The sequence below is a fragment of the Streptomyces sp. NPDC048825 genome (assembly GCF_043198355.1).
Taxonomy (GTDB): domain Bacteria; phylum Actinomycetota; class Actinomycetes; order Streptomycetales; family Streptomycetaceae; genus Streptomyces; species Streptomyces xiangluensis.
This window is the reverse complement of sequence record NZ_JBICUR010000008.1, coordinates 350034-371828: the sequence shown is the minus strand read 5'-3', so window position 1 is coordinate 371828 and position 21795 is coordinate 350034. Positions and strand designations below refer to the sequence as shown.

At 70.0% G+C, this 21795-nt stretch carries 21 protein-coding genes and 1 pseudogene; 4 read left to right on the top strand and 18 right to left on the bottom strand.

All coding sequences use genetic code 11. The features are described 5' to 3' along the window. The 16 genes from ACGFNK_RS21950 to ACGFNK_RS21875 all read right to left on the bottom strand — a co-directional run. A partial coding sequence (locus tag ACGFNK_RS21950) for a flavodoxin-dependent (E)-4-hydroxy-3-methylbut-2-enyl-diphosphate synthase (RefSeq protein ID WP_388685251.1) occupies window positions 1-203 on the bottom strand: 203 nt, incomplete at its 3' end. Between the two features lie 4 nt (window positions 204-207). After that, window positions 208-1230, bottom strand: coding sequence for an adenosyl-hopene transferase HpnH (gene hpnH / locus ACGFNK_RS21945; RefSeq protein WP_386349937.1), 1023 nt, complete (start codon window positions 1228-1230; stop codon window positions 208-210). A gap of 5 nt (window positions 1231-1235) precedes the next feature. After that, window positions 1236-1877: a 1-hydroxy-2-methyl-2-butenyl 4-diphosphate reductase gene (locus tag ACGFNK_RS21940; protein WP_393418240.1), complete on the bottom strand. Its 642-nt coding sequence runs from the start codon at window positions 1875-1877 to the stop codon at window positions 1236-1238. After that, a complete protein-coding gene (shc, locus tag ACGFNK_RS21935) occupies window positions 1877-3883 on the bottom strand; it encodes a squalene--hopene cyclase (RefSeq protein ID WP_393418238.1) in 2007 nt (668 codons plus the stop codon). The genes ACGFNK_RS21940 and shc overlap by 1 nt, the downstream gene beginning before the upstream one ends. Window positions 3884-3994: 111 nt before the next feature. After that, window positions 3995-5131: a polyprenyl synthetase family protein gene (locus ACGFNK_RS21930; RefSeq protein ID WP_393418236.1), complete on the bottom strand. Its 1137-nt coding sequence runs from the start codon at window positions 5129-5131 to the stop codon at window positions 3995-3997. Beyond that, a complete protein-coding gene (gene hpnE / locus ACGFNK_RS21925) occupies window positions 5128-6606 on the bottom strand; it encodes a hydroxysqualene dehydroxylase HpnE (protein ID WP_393418234.1) in 1479 nt (492 codons plus the stop codon). The genes ACGFNK_RS21930 and hpnE overlap by 4 nt, the downstream gene beginning before the upstream one ends. Beyond that, window positions 6603-6743 (bottom strand): DUF6380 family protein, encoded by a 141-nt coding sequence (locus ACGFNK_RS21920; protein WP_386349922.1) that lies wholly within the window; start codon window positions 6741-6743, stop codon window positions 6603-6605. Before ACGFNK_RS21920 ends, hpnE begins: the two co-directional genes overlap by 4 nt. After that, the gene (gene hpnD, locus ACGFNK_RS21915) at window positions 6743-7693 is read right to left on the bottom strand and encodes a presqualene diphosphate synthase HpnD (protein WP_393418231.1); all 951 of its coding nucleotides are present in this window, start codon (window positions 7691-7693) and stop codon (window positions 6743-6745) included. Before hpnD ends, ACGFNK_RS21920 begins: the two co-directional genes overlap by 1 nt. Beyond that, window positions 7690-8592: a squalene synthase HpnC gene (hpnC, locus tag ACGFNK_RS21910; RefSeq protein ID WP_393418229.1), complete on the bottom strand. Its 903-nt coding sequence runs from the start codon at window positions 8590-8592 to the stop codon at window positions 7690-7692. Before hpnC ends, hpnD begins: the two co-directional genes overlap by 4 nt. 414 nt (window positions 8593-9006) lie before the next feature. Beyond that, complete coding sequence (locus tag ACGFNK_RS21905) at window positions 9007-9792, bottom strand: ABC transporter ATP-binding protein (RefSeq protein WP_386349916.1); 786 nt, start codon at window positions 9790-9792, stop codon at window positions 9007-9009. Next, the gene (locus tag ACGFNK_RS21900; protein ID WP_393418227.1) at window positions 9785-10714 is read right to left on the bottom strand and encodes an ABC transporter permease; all 930 of its coding nucleotides are present in this window, start codon (window positions 10712-10714) and stop codon (window positions 9785-9787) included. The genes ACGFNK_RS21905 and ACGFNK_RS21900 overlap by 8 nt, the downstream gene beginning before the upstream one ends. Window positions 10715-10811: 97 nt before the next feature. Beyond that, window positions 10812-11684, bottom strand: a complete 873-nt coding sequence (locus tag ACGFNK_RS21895) for a glycosyltransferase family 2 protein (RefSeq protein WP_393418268.1) — start codon at window positions 11682-11684, stop codon at window positions 10812-10814. An 8-nt stretch (window positions 11685-11692) separates the two neighbouring features. Then, a complete protein-coding gene (locus ACGFNK_RS21890) occupies window positions 11693-12472 on the bottom strand; it encodes a CDP-alcohol phosphatidyltransferase family protein (protein ID WP_388685230.1) in 780 nt (259 codons plus the stop codon). Then, the gene (locus tag ACGFNK_RS21885) at window positions 12450-13514 is read right to left on the bottom strand and encodes an iron-containing alcohol dehydrogenase family protein (protein WP_393418225.1); all 1065 of its coding nucleotides are present in this window, start codon (window positions 13512-13514) and stop codon (window positions 12450-12452) included. The genes ACGFNK_RS21890 and ACGFNK_RS21885 overlap by 23 nt, the downstream gene beginning before the upstream one ends. Then, complete coding sequence (locus tag ACGFNK_RS21880; RefSeq protein ID WP_386349902.1) at window positions 13502-14254, bottom strand: sugar phosphate nucleotidyltransferase; 753 nt, start codon at window positions 14252-14254, stop codon at window positions 13502-13504. Before ACGFNK_RS21880 ends, ACGFNK_RS21885 begins: the two co-directional genes overlap by 13 nt. Then, window positions 14251-16059 (bottom strand): DUF5941 domain-containing protein, encoded by a 1809-nt coding sequence (locus tag ACGFNK_RS21875; RefSeq protein WP_393418266.1) that lies wholly within the window; start codon window positions 16057-16059, stop codon window positions 14251-14253. The genes ACGFNK_RS21880 and ACGFNK_RS21875 overlap by 4 nt, the downstream gene beginning before the upstream one ends. Window positions 16060-16350: 291 nt before the next feature. Between ACGFNK_RS21875 and galE the strand changes: the two genes are divergently transcribed. The 3 genes from galE (at window position 16351) to idi (ending at window position 19618) form a co-directional block, all read left to right on the top strand. Continuing rightward, on the top strand, window positions 16351-17322 hold the full coding sequence (gene galE / locus ACGFNK_RS21870) for a UDP-glucose 4-epimerase GalE (protein ID WP_393418223.1): 972 nt from the start codon (window positions 16351-16353) through the stop codon (window positions 17320-17322). Between the two features lie 323 nt (window positions 17323-17645). After that, window positions 17646-18896 carry a GNAT family N-acetyltransferase gene (locus ACGFNK_RS21865; protein ID WP_393418221.1) on the top strand — a complete coding sequence of 417 codons (1251 nt, stop codon included), beginning with the start codon at window positions 17646-17648 and terminating at the stop codon, window positions 18894-18896. A 128-nt stretch (window positions 18897-19024) separates the two neighbouring features. Continuing rightward, complete coding sequence (gene idi, locus ACGFNK_RS21860) at window positions 19025-19618, top strand: isopentenyl-diphosphate Delta-isomerase (protein WP_393418219.1); 594 nt, start codon at window positions 19025-19027, stop codon at window positions 19616-19618. A gap of 6 nt (window positions 19619-19624) precedes the next feature. Here idi and ACGFNK_RS21855 read toward each other — a convergent pair whose 3' ends face one another. Further along, entirely contained in the window at window positions 19625-20128 is a 504-nt protein-coding gene (locus ACGFNK_RS21855; RefSeq protein WP_386349943.1) for an ATP-binding protein, read from the bottom strand. A gap of 212 nt (window positions 20129-20340) precedes the next feature. Here ACGFNK_RS21855 and ACGFNK_RS21850 point away from each other — a divergent pair, with 212 nt between their 5' ends. Continuing rightward, a complete protein-coding gene (locus ACGFNK_RS21850; RefSeq protein WP_393418217.1) occupies window positions 20341-21105 on the top strand; it encodes an enoyl-CoA hydratase/isomerase family protein in 765 nt (254 codons plus the stop codon). Here ACGFNK_RS21850 and ACGFNK_RS21845 read toward each other — a convergent pair. Next, window positions 21092-21726: pseudogene (locus ACGFNK_RS21845) on the bottom strand (DJ-1/PfpI family protein). The gene ACGFNK_RS21850 and the pseudogene ACGFNK_RS21845 overlap by 14 nt on opposite strands. Between the last annotated feature and the right edge of the window lie 69 nt (window positions 21727-21795).

Below are 21795 nucleotides of genomic sequence, written 5' to 3'. Positions count from 1 at the left end.
ATCTGGCACCCCGACGCCGTCAGCTCGGCGATCTGCTGCAACGTGGCACCGATGTCCGACGTACGCGTCGTCGTCATCGACTGCACCGACACGGGCGCCCCTCCGCCGACAGCCACCGGCCCGACCTGGATCTGCCGCGAGACGCGGCGCTCCGCGATCGGCCGGACCGGCAGCTCGGGGACGCCCAGGGAAACTGCGGTCATGACGTCACCCGCGGTTTCCGGAGACGGTCTCGCGGGCGGCGCGCAGGGACTCCTTGAGGGAGCCCATGGTGGCCAGGACCGCGGTGGGCTCGTACCCGCAGTGCGCCATGCAGTTGGCGCAGCGCGGGTCCTTGCCCCGGCCGTAGGCGTCCCAGTCGGTGTCCTCGATGAGTTCCCGGTACGTCGTGACGTACCCGTCGCTCATCAGATAGCAGGGCTTCTGCCAGCCGAAGAGCGAGTAGTTGGGGATCGCCCACGCCGTGCAGGGGAAGTCGACCTTGCCCTCGAGGAAGTCGAGGAACAGCGGCGAGTGGTTGAGCCGCCAGCGCCGCCGGTTGCCACCCGAGAAGGCCTTCTTGAACAGCTCCCGGGTCTGCTCGACACCGAGGAAGTGCTCCTGGTCGGGCGCCTTCTCGTAGGCGTAGGCGGGCGAGATCATCATCTCGTCGACCTTCAGGTCGTCGTTGAGGAAGTTGAGCACCTCGATGATGGTCTGCGGGGTGTCGGTGTTGAAGAAGGTCGAGTTGGTGGTGACCCGGAAGCCGCGCCTCTTGGCCTCCTTGATGGCCTCCACGGCCTCGTCGAACACCCCCTCCTTCGCGACGGACTCGTCGTGCCGCTCACGCAGACCGTCGATGTGCACGGCGAACGCGAAGTACGGCGAGGGCTTGAACTTGTCCATCTTCTTGCGCAGCAGCATGGCGTTGGTGCACAGGAAGACGTACTTCTTCCTGGCCACCAGCTGCCGCACGATCTCATCGATCTTCGGGTGCATCAGGGGTTCGCCACCGGCGATGGACACCATGGGCGCACCGGATTCGAGCACCGCCCCCACGGCCTGCGCCACCGGCATGCGCTGCTTGAGTACTCCGGCCGGGTGCTGGATCTTGCCGCAGCCCTCGCACTTCAGATTGCAGGCGTACAGCGGTTCCAGCTCGACAATGAGCGGAAACTTGTCCCGCTTGCGCAACTTCTGTTCAAAGAGATACGTCGCCACCTTGATGGACTGACGGAGCGGCATGGCCATCTGGCTCACCTCCTGGGGAGCAGCAAAGAACGGTGCCATTCGACGAAAGCTGGAAGGACGGCACGAAGTACGCGGAAAGCTGATATTCCACCGCGCACCGTGCCAATCCGGACGAGTTCATGTTCTGGAGCGTCCACGACCACCCGGACGGCCGCAACCGGGCGCGCGCCCGCGCGGACGGCGCTGTGGAGCGTGGCCGCCGACTCCATGTCGACCGCGATTGCACCGGTCCTGAGCAGTTCCGACCGTTCATGTCCGCGGACGACATGGTCGGCGCCGGTGAGCGGTCCGGTGTGTACGGTGCGCCCGGGTACGGCACGCACCAGTTCCTTGACGAGCAGGTCGGTGCCCACGCACGGGGTGCGGCCCCGCGCGTCCCGGGTCTCCTCGGCGACGACCAGGTCACCGGGGTGCATGCCGGGCGCGAGTCCGGCGCAGAAGCCCGTGGCCAGGACGGCCGCGTCCCTCAGTGCCGGATCGGCGAGCGCCCGGTCGACCGCCCGGTCGGCGGCCAGGGGTCCCATGCCGGTACGCAGCACGGTGACCGGGCCTGCCGCACCGCCGCGCCCGCCACCGCGCAGGGCGAGGCGTTCGATGCCGAGCGCGCAGGCGATCAGCAGCGGGGCGGCGGTAGGTCTCATGGCCATCAACTCCCTTTTGCCTGCGGGCCGGTGAACGGCTCGCCGTGGACGTACCGGCCGAGCGCGGTCAGCGGGAAGACCTGCCGGTAGAGGTGGTAGTTGATCGAGAAGTCCCAGGGGAACCCGGTGCCGGTGAAGTACGGCTCGTCCCAGGTGCCGTCCTCCCGCTGGGTCTGGGCGAGCCAGGCGATCCCACGCTCCACGGCCTTGGACTCCCGCTCCCCCGCGGAGAGCAGCGCGAGCAGGGCCCAGGCGGTCTGCGAGGCGGTGGAGGCACCCCGGCCGCTCCACTCGGCGGCGTCCCGGTACGAGCGCAGGTCCTCGCCCCAGCCGCCGTCGTCGTTCTGCACCGTCTCCAGCCATGCGACGGCACGGCGGATCGCCGGATGCGAGCCGGGCAGTCCGGCGGCGACCAGGGCGGGCACCACCGACCCTGTGCCGTAGACGTAGTTGACGCCCCAGCGGCCGAACCAGGAGCCGTTCGCCTCCTGTTCGGCGAGCAGCCACTCGATGCCCCGCCGGGTGCGCGGATCGTGGGACAGACCCTCGACGGCGAGCATCTCCACAACGTGCGCGGTGACATCGGCCGACGGCGGGTCGATGACCTCGCCGAAGTCGCAGAACGGCAGCCGGTTGGGGAAGGAGCTGGTGTTGTCGACGTCGAAGGCGCCCCATGCGCCGTTCTTCGACTGCATGCCGAGGTTCCAGCGCACCCCGCGTCCGATGGCCTTCTCGACGCGCTCCGGGTCGTGGTGCTTGACGCGGCGCAGCGCGAGGACGACCTCGGCGGTGTCGTCGATGTCGGGGTAGTTGTCGTTGTGGAACTCGAACGCCCAGCCACCGGGCGGCAGTTGGGGTCTGCGGACGGCCCAGTCTCCGGGCCGGACGATCTCCTCGCCCAGCATCCAGTCGGCGGCCTTCACCAGCTGCGGATGGTCGGCGGGCAGGCCCGCGTCGGCGAGCGCGATGGTCGCCAGGCAGGTGTCCCACACCGGTGACTGGCATGCCTCGATCATCCGGGCGCCGTCCTCGCGCCATACGGTGAACTGGTCCAGGGACTCCAGCCCTGCCCGCATCACCGGGTGTTGGAGGTCGTAGCCGAGCAGATGCAGCGCGATGACCGAGTACACGGCGGGCGGCTGGATACCGCCCCAGCAGCCGTCGTTCTCCTGCCGCTCGATGATCCAGCGGGCCGCGCTGTTCATCGCCGCCCTGCGCAGCCGGCGCGGGGCGACCTTGTGGTAGGCGTGCAGCGCCTTGTCGAGACGCTGGAAGACACCGTCCCAACTCACCGCCGGGGCAAGCGGCTTGGCAGGGTTCGGGTTGGCGGGGTCGGCGTGCAGTTCGTCGAGCGGGAACGGCGCGGGCCGCACCGGGCGCTTCGCCGAGACGATGGTGAGGGGCACGATGGTCTGCCGGGCCCAGCACCCGAAGTCGTAGATGTTGAGCGGCACCCACTTGGGGAAGTAGATGAGCTCCGGCGGGAGTTCGGGCAGGTCGTCCCACTTCCACCAGCCGAACAGCGCCAGCCAGATCCGGGTGAAGACCCGGGACGCGGCGATGCCACCCTGTTCCCGGATCCATGCCGAGGCCTTCGCCATGTGCGGCGCGTCCGGGCTGTCACCGGCCAGCCGCAGCGCGACGTACGCCTCGATGGTGGTGGAGAGTTCGCCGGGTCCGCCGTAGAACGTGGCCCAGGTGCCGTCCTCGTGCTGCTCGCCGCGGATGAACAGGCCGGCAGCGTGCGTCGTCTTCTCGTCGAGGATGCCCAGGAACTGGCGGAGCAGCAGATCCTCGGCGTCCATCGTGACGTTCGTCTCGAGGTCGCCCTTCCACCAGCCCTGGGCGTCCTGCGTGGCGAGCAGGAAATCGGTGGCGCGCTGTATCGCGCGCTGGGCGGCGTCCTGAACGTCGGAAGTCCCGGCCGCCACGGGAATCGTCGTACGGATTTCGCTGGCCGAGGCTGCCCGGGGCGGCAGGGCCCCGGTGCTTCCGTCGGTCGTCGCTGTCATGGCTTCCCCTTCGTGCAGTGGTCACGTCTGCTGTGGGTCCGCCGTCGGCCGGTGCTGGTTGTCCCGCAGCACCGGCCGGCGACTACGCGAGGCTTGTTCGACCGATAGTGATCATCTCTTTCGTACGACGACGAAGTCGGCGAGCGCTACCAGCTCGGCCCGTACCCGGTCCGGCATCCGGATCGAGTCCAGGGCGTCGATGGCGGTCGTGTGCTGGCGGCGGGCCTCCTGGGCGGTCCACTCGCGGCCGCCCGCCTCCTCGATGAGCGCGGCGCGCGCGGCGAACTCCTCCTCGGAGAAGTTCTCGAAGTCGCTCGCCTTGGCGTCCTCGGCGAGCAGCTCGCCGAGCCGCTCGGAGGCCGGTCCGCCCGCCGCGAGAGCGGCCACGACCGGCAGGGACTTCTTGCGCTGGCGCAGATCGCTCCAGGGGCGCTTGCCGGTGGCCTCCGGGTCGCCCCAGATGCCGAGCAGGTCGTCCACGGCCTGGAAGGCGAGGCCGAGGTGGTAGCCGTACTTCTCCAGCGTGTCGGCCGTGTGGTCGTCGGCGCCGCCGAGCACCGCACCGATGGAGGAGGCACAGGCGAGCAGGGCGCCCGTCTTGTTGCCCTCCATCTCCAGGCACTCCTCGACGGTGACCCGCTCGCGGTGCTCGTAGGAGATGTCCTGCGCCTGGCCGTCGATCAGTGCGCGGGTGGCGGTGGTCAGGCGGCGGGTGGCGCGGCCCGCCTCGGCCGTGCCGAGTTCCAGGAGGATCTCGTTGGCCAGCGCGAACAGGGCGTCACCGACGAGGATGGCCTGGGCGGGGCCGTGCACCTTCCATACGGTGTCGCGGTGGCGGCGCTGTTCGTCGCCGTCCATCAGGTCGTCGTGCAGCAGCGAGAAGTTGTGCACCAGTTCAACGGCGACCGCTCCGGGCACGCCCACCTCGGGGTCGGCTCCGGCGGCCTGCGCGGACAGGACGGCGAGCGCGGGGCGTACGGCCTTGCCGCCGTCGCCGTCCGCGGGGTTGCCCTCGGCGTCGATCCAGCCGAAGTGGTAGGCGGCGACAGTGTCCATGGGAGGGGCCAGGCGGTCGATGGCCGCCCGCAGTACCGGTGTGGCCAGGGTCCGGCCGCGCTCCAGGAGCGCGGTCACGTCCACCGAGGTCCCTCGAGCGGGCGTCGATGCCGGGGGCACAGTGGGCACAGTCTCTCCTCTATTTGCGATACGGGGGGTGCGGGAGCCTGCTCCGCTCAGATCGAGCGTCACGCCGCCTCCTCGAAGAGCTCGAAGAGATGATCGCGAGGCCGGCCCAGGGCGCTGAGCGCGGCACCCGCCGCACTCACGCCACTGCGGACCGCACTCTCCATGGTCGCGGGCCACCCTGTGGCGGTCCACGCTCCGGCCAGGCAGAGGCCGGATGCCTTGGTGCGGGCGCCGGGCCGCAGCCGCCCGACGCCTGGGGTCGGAGCGAACGTCGCGGTGCGCTCCCTGGTCACGAAGAAGTCCCGTACCTCGGCGCCCCGCGCGGCGGGCAGCAGCCGCTCCAGCTCCGGCAGATAGCGCTCGCGCAGCTGGGAGACGGGGGCGTCGATCTCTTCGTGTGCGGCCGACTGCGACAGCGCGAGGTACTGGCCCTCGCTCAGACCGGATGCCTCGGTCCGGTCGAAGACCCACTGCACAGGGGTGCCGAGCGCGGCGAAGAAGGGCCTGCCGAGCACCTTGCGGTCGTACACGACATGGATGTTGAGGATGGGCGCGGTACCGATCTCGAGCAGCCGCTCGGGGGCGTCGAGCGCGCCCTCGGGCAGCAGATCGTGGGCCTCGCGCTGGGGTACGGCGAGCACGACCGCGTCGGCCTGGAGCGTCTCGCCGGGAACCTGAACCCTCCAACGTCCGTTCCCGTGTTGGGAGATGGAGGTGACCCGTGTTCTCAGTTCGGTACGGACGCCCGCGGAGTCGAGCGCCTTGCGCGCCCTCAGGTCATGCAGTTCGCCCAGCGGCACGCGCGCCCAGCCGATGTCGGCCGCGCCCGGGTCGGACAGCAGACCGGTCTTGAACACCATCGCGGCGAGCCCGAGCGAGGCATCGCCTGCCACCGCGTTGAGGGTGGCGACCCCGACAAGGTCCCACAGTGCCTCGACGGCACGCGCCGACTGACCGTGCCGGGTCAGCCAGCTGCCGAAGTCCTCGGTGTCGAGGGCCGGGTCGGCGAGGTCGAGTGCCTTGAGCGCGAGCGCGGCACGTCCGACCTTGGCGCGCTCGGCGAGCGAGAGATGCGGGTACGTGGCGAGGCTGCGTCCGAGATGCAGGGGCACGGGCAGCGCGTCGCGCCGTAGTCTGCCGAGCCGACTGCCCGCCCGTTTCGCCACGTCGAGTACGGGCACGTCGAGCCGGTCCTGAAGCGGTGCGAGTCCGGCGCCGTCGACACGGTCGAGAAACCAGCGGTAGGCCGTGCAGCAGCGCAGGTACACATGCTGGCCGTTGTCCACGGTGAGGTCGCCGCGCTGGAAGGAGAAAGCGAGCCCGCCGAGCCGTGGCCGGCCTTCGAGCAGCGTGACGCGTACGCCCGCGTCGGCCAGTGCCAGCGCGGCAGTGATCCCGGCCAGCCCTCCGCCGACCACGACGGCCGCCCGCCCGTCACCCGCCACCGCCCCTTCAAGGAAGCGCTTCGCGCCTTCTTCTTTTTCGGGCCGGCCCGGTCGGTCCGCGTCGAACCCCTCGGCCTGTGTGGTGTCGCTCATCGTGCGCCCTCCCCCGCGGCCGAGCCGTGGCGATGGAGCGGTGCACGGCAGGCCGTCGCAGTCAGGGACGCCGTCGCCGACCGGAGGGTTGCGCACCGTTTCCCGGGAGTTGTGTCACCTTGGCCCAGAGTGTCCATCAGGTGCGCCTCCTGGTGGTCCGGCGGGAGACATGCCGGGCGTCGAGGCCGGAGAGGCCGCGCACGGCGACGTATGCCTTCTCGTGTCCGGGCAGCGAGACCCGGCCGCGCAGAACTGCCTCCGGATCGCGCTCGATGCGTTCCAGCAGCCGGCGGTAGATACCGGCCATCGCGGCGACGCAGGCGCCGCTGCGTCGGTCCAGCATGGGCAGCAGCCGGTAGCCCTCCGCGAAGAGTGCGCGGGCCCTGCGCACCTCGAAGTGCACCAGGCCCGCGAAGTCGGAGCCGTCCGGTGGCCGGGTCCCCTTGAACCCGGCCGAGCAGCCGAACTTCGCGAGGTCGTCCGCGGGCAGATAGGTCCGCCCGCCTTCGGCGTCCTCGCGAACATCCCGGAGAATATTGGTGAGTTGGAGCGCGAGACCGAGTGTGTCGGCGTACTCGGGCGCGCGCTCGGCTCCCCGCGCCCCTGGTTCGGTGCCGAACACGCCGAGCGAGAGCCGCCCGATCGCCCCGGCCACGCAGCGGCAGTAGACCTTCAGGTCGTCCCAGGTCTCGTAGGTCTCGCCGCGTACGTCCATCAGGACGCCGTCGATGAGTTCGTCGAGGCCGCCGAGCGGAATGGGGAAGTGGTCCGCGGTGTGACTGAGGGCGACCGCCACCGGGTCGGTGTCGTCCTCGGCCACGGAGCGGTCCCGGACCCGGGCGAGCAGCGCCCGGGTGTCCTCCAGACGTGTCTGTTTGACGTCCGGTGCGAGCGCGCCGTCGCCGATGTCGTCGACACGCCGCGAGAACGCGTAGAGCGCCGACATGGCTCGGCGCTTGTGCGTCGGCAGGAGTCTGATGCCGTACGCGAAGTTGCGGGCCTGCTGTCCGGTCACTGCCTCGCAGTAGCTGTATGCGGCGAGTACCGGTGCGGACATGTGTGGCGGAGACTCCACCGTCCGGATCACCCCTCTCCTCGCAGAGTCATGCCCGCCTCGCGGAGCAGCCGGAGCTTGCCGGATTTGGGCGGGCCGGGAAGTACGTCGTATTCGGCGGCGCGAATCGCATGTATTGCCGCCTTCCCCCCTGCCACGAACCCGGCGAGCAACAGCCTCAGCCTGCCGTGGACGCTACCCACGAGGGGGGTGCCTTCATTCAGGAGGTTCTGTGCGCGTTCTGCTTCGAATGCGACCAGTGCGCGCACCGATGCGCCCGCTGTGGGCATGGCGAGATCCGGCTCTTGGACATGGAACCGCTTCATGTCCTCGGCGGGCAGATAGATGCGGTCGCGGCCGAGGTCCTCGCTGACGTCCTGGAGGTGCTCGACGATCTGGAGTGCCGTGCAGACGGCGTCGGAGAGCCGCACCCGCTCGGGCGTCGAGGTGCCGGTGACGGCGAGGACGAGGCGGCCGACCGGGTTGGCTGACAGCTCGCAGTAGGCGCGTAGGTCGTCGTACGTCTCGTACCGCTTGACGAGCTGGTCCTGGCGGTTGGCCGCGATCAGGCCGAGGAACGGCTCGGGGGCGAGGCCGGCGCGGCGGACCGTCGCCTGGAGGCGGCGCAGGAGCGGGTGGCGCGGGGTCGCGCCGAAGACCCTGCGGAGGTCGGCCTCGAAGGCGTCGAGGAGGACCAGGCGGTCCTCGGTCTGCTCGGGGGGCACACCGAGGAGGCGGGCGTCGGCGCCGCCGGGGGCGAGGTCGCCGTCGCCGATGTCGTCGACGAGTCGGGCGAAGCCGTACACGGCCATGAGGTCGGTGCGCCAGGCCCTGGGCAGGAAGAAGGGGGCCACGGGGAAGTTCTCGTACGCGGCCTTGTCGAGGGTGGTGCGCTCCGAGCCGGAGGCGCGCGCCGTCCCGGCTGCCGTCACCGCTCGCTGCCCAGTACGGGGACGGCACATGCTTCGCGGAGCTGGAGAGTTTCCGTAGCCATTGCCGTCACGTCTCCCGTTCTACACCGCTGACCCAATAACCGCCCATTTCGGACACGCCGCCCGGACGTCCGCACCTTTGCGGGGCGCCGGTCTCGCGCATTATCGCCCTACTTGCCGCGAATAAGCACCGGTACAGCTTACGTTGTACAACGTTCCCTGCTTCGCCTGGGTGTCCTGGACATCACAACAACGCACCGATTGGCGTCAAGCTTCCTACGGCGAACAAGAGTTGGCTTCCTCTTTGCCCGGCTTGATCATCCCCTGCTCGGACCTTGCACGGGCCTTGCACGAGGGACCCCGCCGGAGGCGTTCCGGCGGGGTCGGGAAGGTGGGGCCGGGGTGGAGGCGGGCCTACTTGCCGGTGAACTTCTCGTACTCCTTGAGAACCTCGTCGGTCGGGCCGTCCATGCGCAGCTCGCCGCGCTCCAGCCACAGGACGCGGTCGCAGGTGTCACGGATCGACTTGTTGTTGTGACTGACGAGGAACACCGTGCCCGCGTGCTTGCGCAGCTCGCGGATGCGGGCTTCGGAGCGCTTCTGGAAGGAGCGGTCGCCGGTCGCGAGCGCCTCGTCGATCATCAGGACGTCGTGGTCCTTGGCGGCGGCGATGGAAAAGCGCAGGCGGGCGGCCATGCCGGAGGAGTACGTCCGCATGGGCAGCGTGATGAAGTCGCCCTTCTCGTTGATGCCGGAGAAGTCGACGATCTCCTGGTAGCGCTCGCGGATCTGCTCGCGGGACATGCCCATCGCGAGGCCGCCGAGGATGACGTTCCGCTCGCCGGTCAGGTCGTTCATCAGGGCCGCGTTCACGCCGAGGAGCGAGGGCTGGCCGTCGGTGTAGACCTTGCCCTCCTCGGCGGGCAGCAGTCCGGCGATGGCGCGCAGCAGCGTGGACTTGCCGGAGCCGTTGGAGCCGATCAGGCCGATGGCCTCGCCGCGGTAGGCGATGAAGGAGACGCCGCGCACTGCGTGCACCTTGCGGACGCCGCGCTCCTCGCCGCCGCCTCGCTTGAGTATGCGGCTGAGGGCGGCGGTGGCGCTGCCCTTGCCGGTCTTGGCGCCGTTGACGCGGTAGACGATGTGCAGCTCGTCCGCGATGACGGTGGGGATCCGTGTGTCGGTGATCTGCTCAGCCACGGCCGTACCGCTCCTCAGCCTTCCAAAAGTACACGAACCCGCCGACGGCGACGAGGAGGGACCAGCCGAGGGCGACCGCCCAGACGTGCGGGGGCAGGTGCTCGGAGCCGTAACCGTCGATCAGGGCGAAGCGCATCAGGTCCATGTAGATGGCGGCCGGGTTCCACTGGAGGACATCGGCGATCCACTCGGGCTTGCCCTCGAGCATGATCGGGATGGAGAACATGACGCCGGATCCGTACATCCACGTACGCATCACGAACGGCATCAGCTGCGCGAGGTCCGGAGTCTTGGATCCCATCCGGGCCATGATCATCGCCAGGCCGGTGTTGAAGAGGAACTGCAGGACGAGGACCGGGAGGATCAGCAACCAGGACAGGCGCGGGTAACTGCCGAATCCGACCGCCACCGCGAACAGCACGATCATCGAGAAGAGCAGTTGCTGGAGCTGCTGCAGCGAGAAGGAGATGGGCAGCGCGGCGCGCGGGAAGTGCAGGGCCCGGACGAGGCCGAGGTTTCCGGAGATCGCCCGCACTCCGGCCATCACCGAGCTCTGGGTGAAGGTGAAGACGAACACACCGGTCACCAGGAACGGGATGTAGACCTCACGGCCCATGCCGCGGTCGGCCCCCAGGATGAGCCCGAAGACCAGGAAGTACACGAGCGCGTTCAGCAGGGGCGTGGCCACCTGCCACAGCTGCCCGAGCTTCGCCTGGCTGTACTGGGCGGTGAGCTTCGCCTGGGAGAAGGCGAGGATGAAGTGACGCCGTCCCCAGAGCTGGCGGACGTACTCGACGAGTCCGGGCCGGGCGCCGCTGACCGCGAGCCCGTACTTGGCGGCCAGGTCGGCCGCGGAGAGCCCGTCATCGGGTGACGGTCGGTCGCTCACCGCGACCCTGCCGTCATGCGTTGTCTCACTCACAGATGGAAACTTTCGTCCTCAATGTGGGCCGCCTGGTTCGGGCCTGGGCAGGAGCCAGGGACCGGGTACCGCCGAATGCTCTCAGATACCGAGCTTGTCAGATGACGGGTGGGCGGCCCAGTCGAGTCAGGCGCCATACCGTACGCCACTTCATGGGGCGCCGTGGGCCGCATGAGGTGGACCAGCCCTCCACAAAACCGCCGAACCAGGCCTTCAGCGCAGGTCGCGAGGGGCGGCGGGCGAGGGTGAGCAGCATCCAGACGCCGAGGTACACGGGGATCAGCGGGGCGGGGAGATTACGGCGGGCGAGCCAGACTCGGTTGCGGGCCACCATGCGGTGGTAGACGGCGTGCCTGGAGGGGGCGGTCGTGGGGTGGTGGAGCACCATGTCCGCGCGGTAGTCGATCATCCAGCCGGCGTCGAGGGCGCGCCAGGCGAGGTCTGTCTCCTCATGGGCGTAGAAAAACTCCGCAGGCAGTCCGCCGACCTCGGCCAAGACCTTTGTACGGACCGCGTTGGCGCCGCCGAGGAAGGTGGTGACGCGGGAGTTGCGCATCGGGTCGGCGGCGCGCAGGCGCGGGACGTGGCGGCGCTGGGTGGTACCCGTGTCGGGGTCGGCGATACGGAAGCTGATGATCCCGAGCTCGGGGTCGGCCTCGAAGGCCTCGCGGCACAGCACGGCGGTGTCGTTGCGGGCGAGCAGGCCGTCGTCGTCCAGGAACATCAGGACGTCTACGTCCGTGCCGCCGGGACCGAAGGCCTCGATGCCGACGTTGCGGCCTCCGGGGATGCCGAGGTTCTCGGGCAGCTCGATGGTGCGTACGCCTTCGGGGACGTCCGGCACCGGGGAGCCGTTGCCCACCACGACCGCCTCGACCGGGTCGCCGTCCTGCTTGGCGACCGAGTCGAGGAGGGCGCGGAGTTCGTCGGGGCGGTTGCCCATGGTGATGATCACCGCGCCGACCTTCATGGCCGAGCTCACTTCAGCCTGCTCGACGCCAGGATGGACACGAGGTGCAGCAGGGTCTGCAGGAGCGCGATGCCGGCCAGCACGGCGACGCCGAGCCGCGAGAAGAACAGATCGTCCCTGACCGTGTCCAGCACCGCCAGGACCAGGATCAGCAGCGACGCCTCGACGCCGAGGACGAGCCGGTGGAACTTCAGCGCGGCGGCGGCCTTGCGGGCCAGCGCCATCCCGGAGGTGCGCGGCTCGGAGGCCGACTCCTGGACCGGCGGCTTGCCGGTCTGGTGCCGGGCAACGCCTACGAGGTCGGTCTCGGCCTTGATCAGGATCGCACCGAGGGCAGCGAGGGTGCCGAGGAAGGCCCACAGCCAGTCGATCCGCCCGGAGCCCCACAGGTCGGCGGCGCGCAGCCCGAAGCCGACGAGGACCGCGGCGTCGCACAGGTAGGCGCCGACCCGGTCCACGTAGACGCCGGCGAGGGAGTACTGCTTGCGCCAGCGGGCGAGTTCGCCGTCGACGCAGTCGAACAGCAGGTAGAGCTGGACCATCAGCACGCCGAGCACGGCGCCCGGGATCCCCGGCACCAGCAGGGCCGGGGCGGCGAGGACGCCGAAGACGGTCATCAGGTAGGTCAGCTGGTTGGGCGTGACCCGCGTGTTCACCAGGTGCCGGTCGATACGCAGCGACAGCTCGCGCATATAGAGCCGGCCGGCCCAGTGCTCGCCGCTCCGCCGGTCCTTCACACCCGGGGGGTGCACGACCGGTCGAAGCTCAGCTACTGATGGCTTTTGCATAGTCGGCGTATGCGTCCCTGATCTGGTCGGCGGACAGGTCGAGGTGCTCGAGGATCGTGTAGCGGCCCGGCCGGGTCTTCGGGGCGAACTTCACGACCTGGACGAACTCGTCCACGGTGAAGCCGATCTCGTCCGGGAGGACGGGCAGCCCGTGGCGGTGCAGCACCTCGGCCATGTGCCCGGCTGTCTCGTGGTCGCCCCGCAGGAACGTGGCGAACGCGCCGCCGAGGCCGCACTGCTCGCCGTGCAGGGCGCTGCGCTTGGCGAAGCTCAGGTCGAAGGCGTGGCTGATCTCGTGGCAGGCGCCGGATGCGGGGCGGCTGTCACCGGCCACCGACATCGAAATGCCGCACAGAACCAGCGCCTCGGAGAGCGTCGTCAGGAAGGTGTCCTCGCCGACACCTCCTGGGTGGCGCAGCACGGCCTCCGCGGCCTGGCGGGCCATGGCGGCGGCCAGGCCGTCGACCTGCTCGCCGTTCTCCCGGTGCGACAACTCCCAGTCGGCCACGGCGGAGATCTTGCAGATCACATCGCCGATTCCGGCCCGTACGAATCGCACCGGAGCCTCGCGGATGACATCGAGGTCGATGACGATCCCGATCGGGTTGGGCACGCCGTACGAGCCACGGCCCGCATCGTTGTCGAGCGTGGCCACGGGTGAGCACAAGCCATCGTTCGCGAGGTTGGTGGCCACGGCCACCAACGGCAGGCCGACGCGTGCGGCGGCGTACTTGGCGCAGTCGATGACCTTGCCGCCGCCGAGCCCGACCACGGCGTCGTAGTGACCGCCCTTCTTGATCGAGTCGGCGAGACGTACGGCGCCGTCGATGGTGCCGTCGGCGTCGCAGAACCAGTCGGCCTCCGGGAACGCGGGGGCGAACCGGTCGCGCAGCGCCTGGCCGGAGCCGGCGCTGATAGCGAAGGCCAACCGGCCCGACGGCGCGATGCGCTGGTCCGACAGGATCGTCGCCAGATCATCGAGCGCCCCCGGACGGATGTCGACGACGACCGGCGAGGGGATGAGCCTCGTCAGTACTGGCACGCGATCACACGTCCCTTGGCCAGGTCGTCGTGGTTGTCGATCTCGACCCACTTGACGTCGCCGATGGGCGCGACGTCGATGCGGAAGCCGCGGTTCACGAGCTCCTGGTAGCCGTGCTCGTAGAACTGCTGCGGGTCGGTCTCGAAGACCGTCTTCAGCGCGTCGGCGAGCTCGTCGGCGGCCTCGCCCTCGATGAGGGTGACGCCGATGTACTCACCGGTCGCCTCGGCCGGGTCCATCAGCTTGGTGATCTTCGTCATGCCGCCCTCGGGGCCGACGACGACCTTCATCTCCTCGTCGGCGAGCGACTTCACCGTGTCGAGGGCCAGGATGATCTTCTTGCCGTCGCCGCGGGCGGCGAGCAGCGTCTTCTCGACGGAGACGGGGTGCACGGTGTCGCCGTTGGCGAGGATCACCGAGTGCTTGATGGCGTCACGCCCGCACCACAGGGAGTAGGCGTTGTTCCACTCCTCGGCCTTGTCGTTGTCGATGAGGGTGATCTTGACGCCGTACTTCTGCTCGAGGGCCTCGCGGCGCTCGTAGACGGCTTCCTTGCGGTAGCCGACGATGATCGCGACCTCGGTCAGGCCGATCTCGGCGAAGTTGCCGAGGGTGAGGTCGAGCACGGTGATGCTGTCCTCGTTACCTTCCGGGCCCACCGGCACCAGCGCCTTGGGCAGGGTGTCGGTATAGGGGCGCAGACGCCGTCCGGCGCCGGCCGCCAGCACGAGGCCGATCATGCGGGTTCTCCTTCATCGTGTACGGCGGGTGCGCCGCGCGTATGGGCGGTCACCCAGAAACGGATGCTCTCCACGAGCACCACGAGGGCCACGGCCACGGCGAGCGCCGTGAGTGCGACCTTGAAATCAGTGGCGGCGAGCAGCGCGGCCAGAACGGTGACCAGCAGCGTCCTGCCTTCGTGCCCGCCGATCGCCCGCACCAGCCAGTTCGGCGGCGCGCCGGCGTCGCCGCGGATGCGGTACACCGTGTCGTAGTGATGGTAGGCGACGGCGCCCACCAGCCCGAAAGCCGCTGGAAGGGCTCCGTTTACGTCGGCTTTGGCTGCCAGCACCAGGACGGTGACGTATTCGGCCGCGCGGAACACAGGCGGAACGAGCCAGTCCAGGGCTCCCTTGAGGGGCAGCGCGACGGCCGCGGCCGAGGTCAGCGTGTAGAGCACGGCGCCAAGAACGGGCAGCCAACTGCCGTACGGCTCAAGCCAGGCGGCGGCGACGAGGATCACAGCGCCGGACAGCGCGACGAGAACGCGCGCGCCGAACGGGGGCTTGGCCGGCAGCTTCTTCAGCAGCCCCGCCAGCAGCTCGGCGACCGCCCCGCTGTCCGCGAGGTCCGCCAGAGCCCGGGCCGCCCGGTCGGTGCGGTGGGCCTTGCGCGTCAGAGACCGCAGCACGCGCCCCGCTGTCGTGTAAGTCGCCGCGAACGCGCATCCGATGAGCAGCGCATAGAAGGTGATACGCGGCGTCGTGACCGCCGTGAGCACGGCGATCATCGCCCAGCGCTCGCCGATCGGCAGGACGATCATCCTGCGCACCCAGACCGTCCAGCCGACGCTGTCGAGCCGGCCCGAAAGGGCCGCCGTGGGGCTGGTGTTGGCGGTGGCGTCGTGATTCGCCTCGTTGAAGGAGAAGTCGACGACATGTCGACAGGTCTGCAAAACCATCGCGCCGAGGGCGAGGGCCCATACGTCGTCACCGCCGCGGGCCGCGCCGAACGCGAGGCCCGCGTAGTAGGCGTACTCCTTGGCGCGGTCGAAGGTCGCGTCGAGCCAGGCGCCGAGTGTGGAGTACTGCAGCGAGTAGCGGGCGAGCTGTCCGTCCGTACAGTCCAGGACGAAGGAGAAGAGCAGCAGAAGTCCGGCGGTGACGAAGCCGGCCCGGGTGCCGGTCGCCGCACAGCCCGCCGCGATGAGCGCGGTGAACAGCGAGGCCGTGGTGACCTGATTCGGGGTCAGACCGCGGCGGGCGCACCAGCGGGCGAGATAGCGGGAGTACGGGCTGATGCAGTACGTGGTGAAGAAGCCGTCGCGGGACTTCACGGCCGTACGCAGCCGGATCGCCTCGTCGTCGAGGGCGGCCACGGCCTGCCGGGCCTCGTTGCGGGCCTGCGGGTCGCGGGGGACTTCGGCGACGAGCTCACCGAGTTCGGGGCGGTGCAGTTCGGTGTCGAGCAGCTCGGCGACGCGGTCGGCGACGATGCCGACGACCACGGAGCCGTTCGAGGCGTCACCGGCGGCCGTACGCAGCGCGCGGTCCAGCGCGGGACGGGCGGCGCGGCGGACGGTGACGGCGCCGGGGATCGAGGCGGCCTCGAAGCGGGGATCGGTGAGCCCGAGCCGCAGCGCGTGGACGTGGCCCACGAAGCGGGCGTCGACGACGGCGACCCGCTCATCCGCGGGTACGGCGGCGAGGAGTGTCTCGGCGTCGGCCGCGTCGGAGGCGACCCGCACGTCGAAGCCGAGCGACCGCAGATCGCCCTCGAGCGACGATCCGGGGACCGGCTGACCGGTGAGGATGGCGGTCGACAGACGAACTCACTCCCTGGGTTCCGACGCGTCCGCGGCGACGGGCATGTGGGCGATGGGGGCGCCCCGGGCGGGGCCCCGGGCGGCGTGTCGGCAGAGGCTATCGGATGATGGGAATCTGCCGTTCACCGCCTGTTCACGGCCCGATCAGCATGATCTGTCCGCCGCGTCCGCTGCGATCATCATCATGGATCGGGGCCCCACGCCCCAAATCGCGGGTCCAGAACGGCGCTTTTCAGGGCAAGAATCGCGGCCCGCACCGGAGCTGATCGGTCCGGCATAGGGTGAAGGACCATGACATGGCTGATCACAGGCGGAGCGGGCTATATCGGTGCACATGTGGCGCGAATCATGGCCGATGCGGGAGAGCGGGTCATCGCCCTCGACGATCTCTCGGCCGGTGTCCCCCACCGGCTGCCGACGGACATCCCTCTCATTCAGGGCTCATCGCTCGACGGAGAGCTACTGAAGCGGACGTTCGCTGAACACACGGTGACGGGAGTGGTGCATCTCGCCGCGCGCAAGCAGGTCGGCGAGTCCATGGCCCAACCCACGCGCTACTACCAGGAGAACGTGGGAGGACTCGCCACGCTCCTCGAAGCGGTCGCCGGGGCGGGCATCGAGCGCTTCGTCTTCTCCTCGTCCGCGGCCGTCTACGGCAACCCGGATGTGGATCTCATCACGGAGGACACCCCGTGTACCCCGATGAACCCGTACGGCGAGACAAAGCTCACCGGTGAGTGGCTGGTGCGCGCGGCGGGCCGGGCACACGGCATCGCCACCGTGTGCCTGCGCTACTTCAACGTGGCGGGCGCGGCGGCACCCGAACTGGCCGACACCGGTGTCTTCAACGTGGTCCCGATGGTCTTCGACCGGCTCACCCGCGACGAGGCCCCGCGGATCTTCGGCGCCGACTACCCGACGCCGGACGGCACCTGCGTACGCGACTACATCCACGTCGCCGATCTCGCCGAGGCCCACCTCGCGGCGGCCCGGCGGCTGACCGCGGCAGGCTCGGAGGGCGATCTGACCGTGAACATCGGCCGCGGTGAGGGTGTTTCGGTACGCGAGCTCGTGACGCTCATCGGCGAGGTCACCGGCGACACCCGCCCCGCGATCGTCGAACCGCGCCGCCAGGGCGACTCCCCGCGCGCGGTCGCCTCGGCCGCACTGGCCGCCGAAGAACTGGGCTGGACCGCGCGGCGCGGGGTGCGCGAGATGGTCGAGTCGGCCTGGCAGGGCTGGCAGCTCCACCACTCCGGCTGAATGCGCACTCCGGCTGATCGGATCGTGTCGCGCACGGGAAAGCCTCGGCCGGTTTACTCGAGTTTGCCTCGCGCTGTCCGCTCCGGTCACCCCGGCCGACCCGCTTTTCTGCTGGGGGTCCGGGGGTTACCCCCCGGGAAAACGCAGCATTGGGAGGCGGTGCCGTCGCCTCGGTGCTAGCGTGGCCGGCGATCTGGGAGGTGGGTTGATGACCGTCGTGTTCCGCGCTGCCGCGCGCAGCGACTCAGGCATCCCCGACTCCCGGGCCCGCGGCTGACGTTCAGGCAATCGTCGGCCGGGCCCCTCACTCAAGGGTTTCCACGTTGACCGACAACGCTGAACACAACGCCTTCTTCACCCTGCGCCATGGACTTCCGCGGCAGAGCCCCGGCTCCGACATCACCACCCGGCACCTCCTCTCGCTCTCGGGCCCACTGCCCGCCCGTCCACGCGTCCTCGACCTGGGCTGTGGCCCGGGCCGCTCCGCACTGCTGCTCGCCGCGGAAGCGGGCGCCGAGGTGACCGCCGTCGATCTGCACGAGCCGTTCCTCGCCGAACTGCGGGACGCCGCCAAGGGGCGCGGGCTCGGCGACGCGATCCGCACCGTCGAGGGGGACATGGGTGAACTCCCTTGGCCGGACGGGTCTTTCGACCTCCTCTGGGCCGAGGGCTCGGCCTACATCATCGGCTTCGACAGCGCGCTGCGCTCCTGGCGGCGCCTTCTCGGCCCCGGCGGCACGCTCGTGCTCACCGAGTGCGGCTGGACCACCGACACGCCCTCGCCTCAGGCCCGCGCCTTCTGGGCGGACCAATACGAGCTGCGTACGACCGAGGAGAACAGCCGGGCCGCCGAGGCCGCCGGGTACACCGTCGTCGGCGTGCACCAGCTGCCGGAGTCCGACTGGGACGAGTACTACGGCCCCCTCGCTGCCAAGGCCGACACGGCCGGTCTCACTCGGCCCGGCATGCCCGAGGCCGTCGCGGGCGCCCACGCGGAGATCACGATGCGCCGGGAGCACGGCGGCGAGTACGGCTACGTCGGATACGTACTGCGGCCGAGGGACGCCTCCAGCCGGCTCACCCGCCCGGAGACCGCCGCCGACCGTGCCGAGGTGTACGCGGTGAACGCCGCGGCCTTCCCGACCGAGGCGGAGGCCGAGCTGGTGGACGCGCTGCGCGCCGACCCGGAGGCCTGGCTGCCGGGCCTGTCGTACGTGGCCGAGGCAGCGGACGGCACGGTCGTGGCGTACGCGCTGCTCACCCGCTGCCATGTCGACGGCGCGCCGGCGCTCGCACTGGCGCCCGTGGCGGTACGGCCGCCGCATCAGCGGCAGGGCGCCGGAGCGGCCGTCGTACGCGCCGTGCTGGAGGCGGCACGTGCGCGTGGGGAGCGGTTGGTGCTCGTACTCGGCCACCCGGAGTACTACCCGCGCTTCGGCTTCACGTCCGCTTCCGGATACGGCATCCGGCCCGGTCTCGAGGTCCCTGACGAGGCGATGATGGCCCTGGTACTGGACGATTCTTCGCCGGTTCCGACGGGCACGATCAACTATCCGGCCGCTTTCGGCGCCTGATCGGTGATGGCCCGCTTGTCCAGGTTCGGCCGCGCGACGGAACCGGACAAGCGGGACACCGCGTGGTGTCGGGAGTGCCGGATTCGTACGGCAGACTTGGGTCCCGAAATCCGATGCGAAGGATGGGTATGCCGATCACACGTGGCACCGCGACGCACACCTCGTCGAACGGCTCCGCCGAAGCGATCCTGCTGGAACTGGTCGACGAGGACGGTACGACGATCGGCACCGCGGAGAAGCTCGCCGCGCATCAGCCGCCCGGGCAGCTGCACCGGGCGTTCTCGGTGTTCCTGTTCGACGAGCGGGGCCGGCTGCTGTTGCAGCAGCGCGCGCTCGGCAAGTACCACTCTCCCGGCGTCTGGTCCAACACCTGCTGTGGCCATCCCTACCCCGGTGAGGCGCCCTTCGCGGCGGCTGCGCGACGTACGCACGAGGAGCTCGGGGTCTCGCCGTCTTTGCTCGCCGAGGCGGGCACGGTCCGCTACAACCACCCGGACCCGCACTCCGGTCTGGTGGAGCAAGAGTTCAACCACCTCTTCGTCGGTATGGTCCAGTCGCCACTGCGGCCGGACCCGGAGGAGGTCGGCACGACGGCCTTCGTGACGCCCGCCGAGCTGACGGAACGGCACGTCAGGGACCCGTTCTCCACCTGGTTCATGACGGTCCTGGACGCGGCCCGCCCCGCGATCAGGGAACTGACGGGCCCCGGCGCCGGGTGGTGACCAGCTCTACGGTGCGGGTTTGAGGGGCAGGGCGGCCCAGATCACCTTGCCGCCGGTCGCGGTGTGTTCGACGTCGCAGGCGCCGCCCGCCTCCTTGGTGATCTCGGTCACCAGGAGCAGGCCACGGCCGCCGGTCTGGGCGTGGTCGGCCTCCAGGGCGGTCGGGCGGTAGGGGTGATTGTCCTCGACGGAGACCCGCACCCACTCGGCGCCGACGGCGACCTCCACGGCGAGCGTCGGGGAGAGCAGCGCCGCGTGCCGCACCACGTTGGTCACCAGCTCGGAGACGATCAGCAGCAGCCCTTGGACGAGGTCGTCCGAGGCGGGTACGCCCTGGCGGGCCAGCAGGTCACGGACGGCGTGCCGCGCCTGTGGCACCGAGGCGTCGACGGAGGGAGCGGTGAACCGCCAGACTCCCTCGTACGGCAGTGGGTCCGGCGGTCTGCTGTATGCATCCGTGTGCCCGCCGCCTTCAGGGCGTGGGCCGGGCCCCCGCCCATGGTCGTCCATCGTCCGGTCGCCACCCTTGCGCTCGATTGTCACCACATGTCGAGTGTTGGTAACGCAGTGGTGCATATCCCGGAGCTGAACAGAAGTCAGCGAATATCGCCCCTTTCTGACCGTCCCCGTATGACACCGACGGCCCGCGAGACAGCTCCCTGCCCTTCTTGTGCCGAATTCGGAACTCTTCGGGTTGTACGGGTGCGGATAGCATCCGGCGTATGGAGCCGCAGTTGTTGCACAGCGTCACCGACGGGGTCGCCACCGTCGTGATCCACCATCCGGCGAAGCGCAATGCCATGACGGCCGGCATGTGGGCGGCGTTGCCGCCACTGCTCGACACACTGGCCGCCGACCCCGCCGTACGGACGCTCGTACTCACCGGTGAGGGCGGGACCTTCTGCGCCGGGGCCGACATCTCGACCCTGCGAGGCTCCGCCGACGAGGCGCAGGGTCTTGCGGTACGCGCCGAGGACGCGCTCGCCGCCTTTCCCAAGCCGACGCTCGCCGCGGTGCGCGGCCACTGCGTGGGCGGCGGCTGCCAGCTCGCGGCGGCCTGCGATCTGCGGTTCGCGGACGAGGGCGCGCTGTTCGGGATCACTCCGGCGAAGCTGGGGATCGTGTACGCGGCTTCCTCCACCCGGCGGTTGGTGTCGCTGGTGGGGCCCGCCACCGCCAAGTACCTGCTGTTCTCGGGTGAGTTGATCGACGCGGAGCGCGCGCTGCGGACCGGACTGGTCGACGAGGTACTGCCGGAGGGCGAACTCGACAAGCGGGTCGCGGAGTTCACGCGCGTACTGGCCGCGCGCTCGCAACTGACGCAGGCCGCGGCGAAGGAGTTCGCGGCCGGCCGCACGGACCGCCAGCCGTACTGGGCCGAGCAGGCGCGCGGCAGCGGCGACACCGCGGAGGGCGTCGCCGCTTTTCTGGAGCGCCGTCAGCCACGCTTCACGTGGACTGCTTCGGGCTCGACTACACAAGGATGAAGCGGCTGTTGGTGCGGAACTCCTCGACGAGATGCGCGGGCCCTTCTGCGGCGATCCGGCGTCGTAGGGCGGCTGCGGGTCGTACTCCGTCAACAGCTGGACGGCCTGGGCGTGTTCGTCGCCCGCGATCCTGCCGACCAGGGTGAGCCCCATGTCGATGCCGGAGGAGACCCCGGCCGCGGTGACGTACTTCCCGTCGGTCACGACCCTGTCCCCCGTCGGCTCGGCGCCGTACTGCTTGAGGAAGTCGAGGACCAGCCAGTGTGAGGTGGCGCGGCGGCCGTCGAGCAGTCCGGCCGCGGCCAGCAGCAGGGAGCCGCTGCACACGGAGGTGGTCCAGGTGCTGGTGGCGTCCGTGGTGCGCAGCCAGTCGAGAAGCGTCTCGTTCTCCATCTGCGCGAACTGGCCGGGCCCTCCGGGGACCACCACGATGTCGGGGCCCGGAACCTCGGCGAGGGTCTTGTCGGCGGTGATCGCGAGGGCGCCGGTCTCGGTGCGGACGGGGCCCGTCCGCTCGGCCACGAACACGGTCTCCGCGTCGGGGAGGCGGCCGAGGGTCTCGTACGGGCCGACGGCGTCCAGGGCGGTGAAGCGGTCGAAGAGAACGATGGCGATCTGCATCGGAGTCCTTTCCGGTTCGGTCAGGTACGACGGATGCGACGGATGTGACGGATTCGACAGACTCGACAG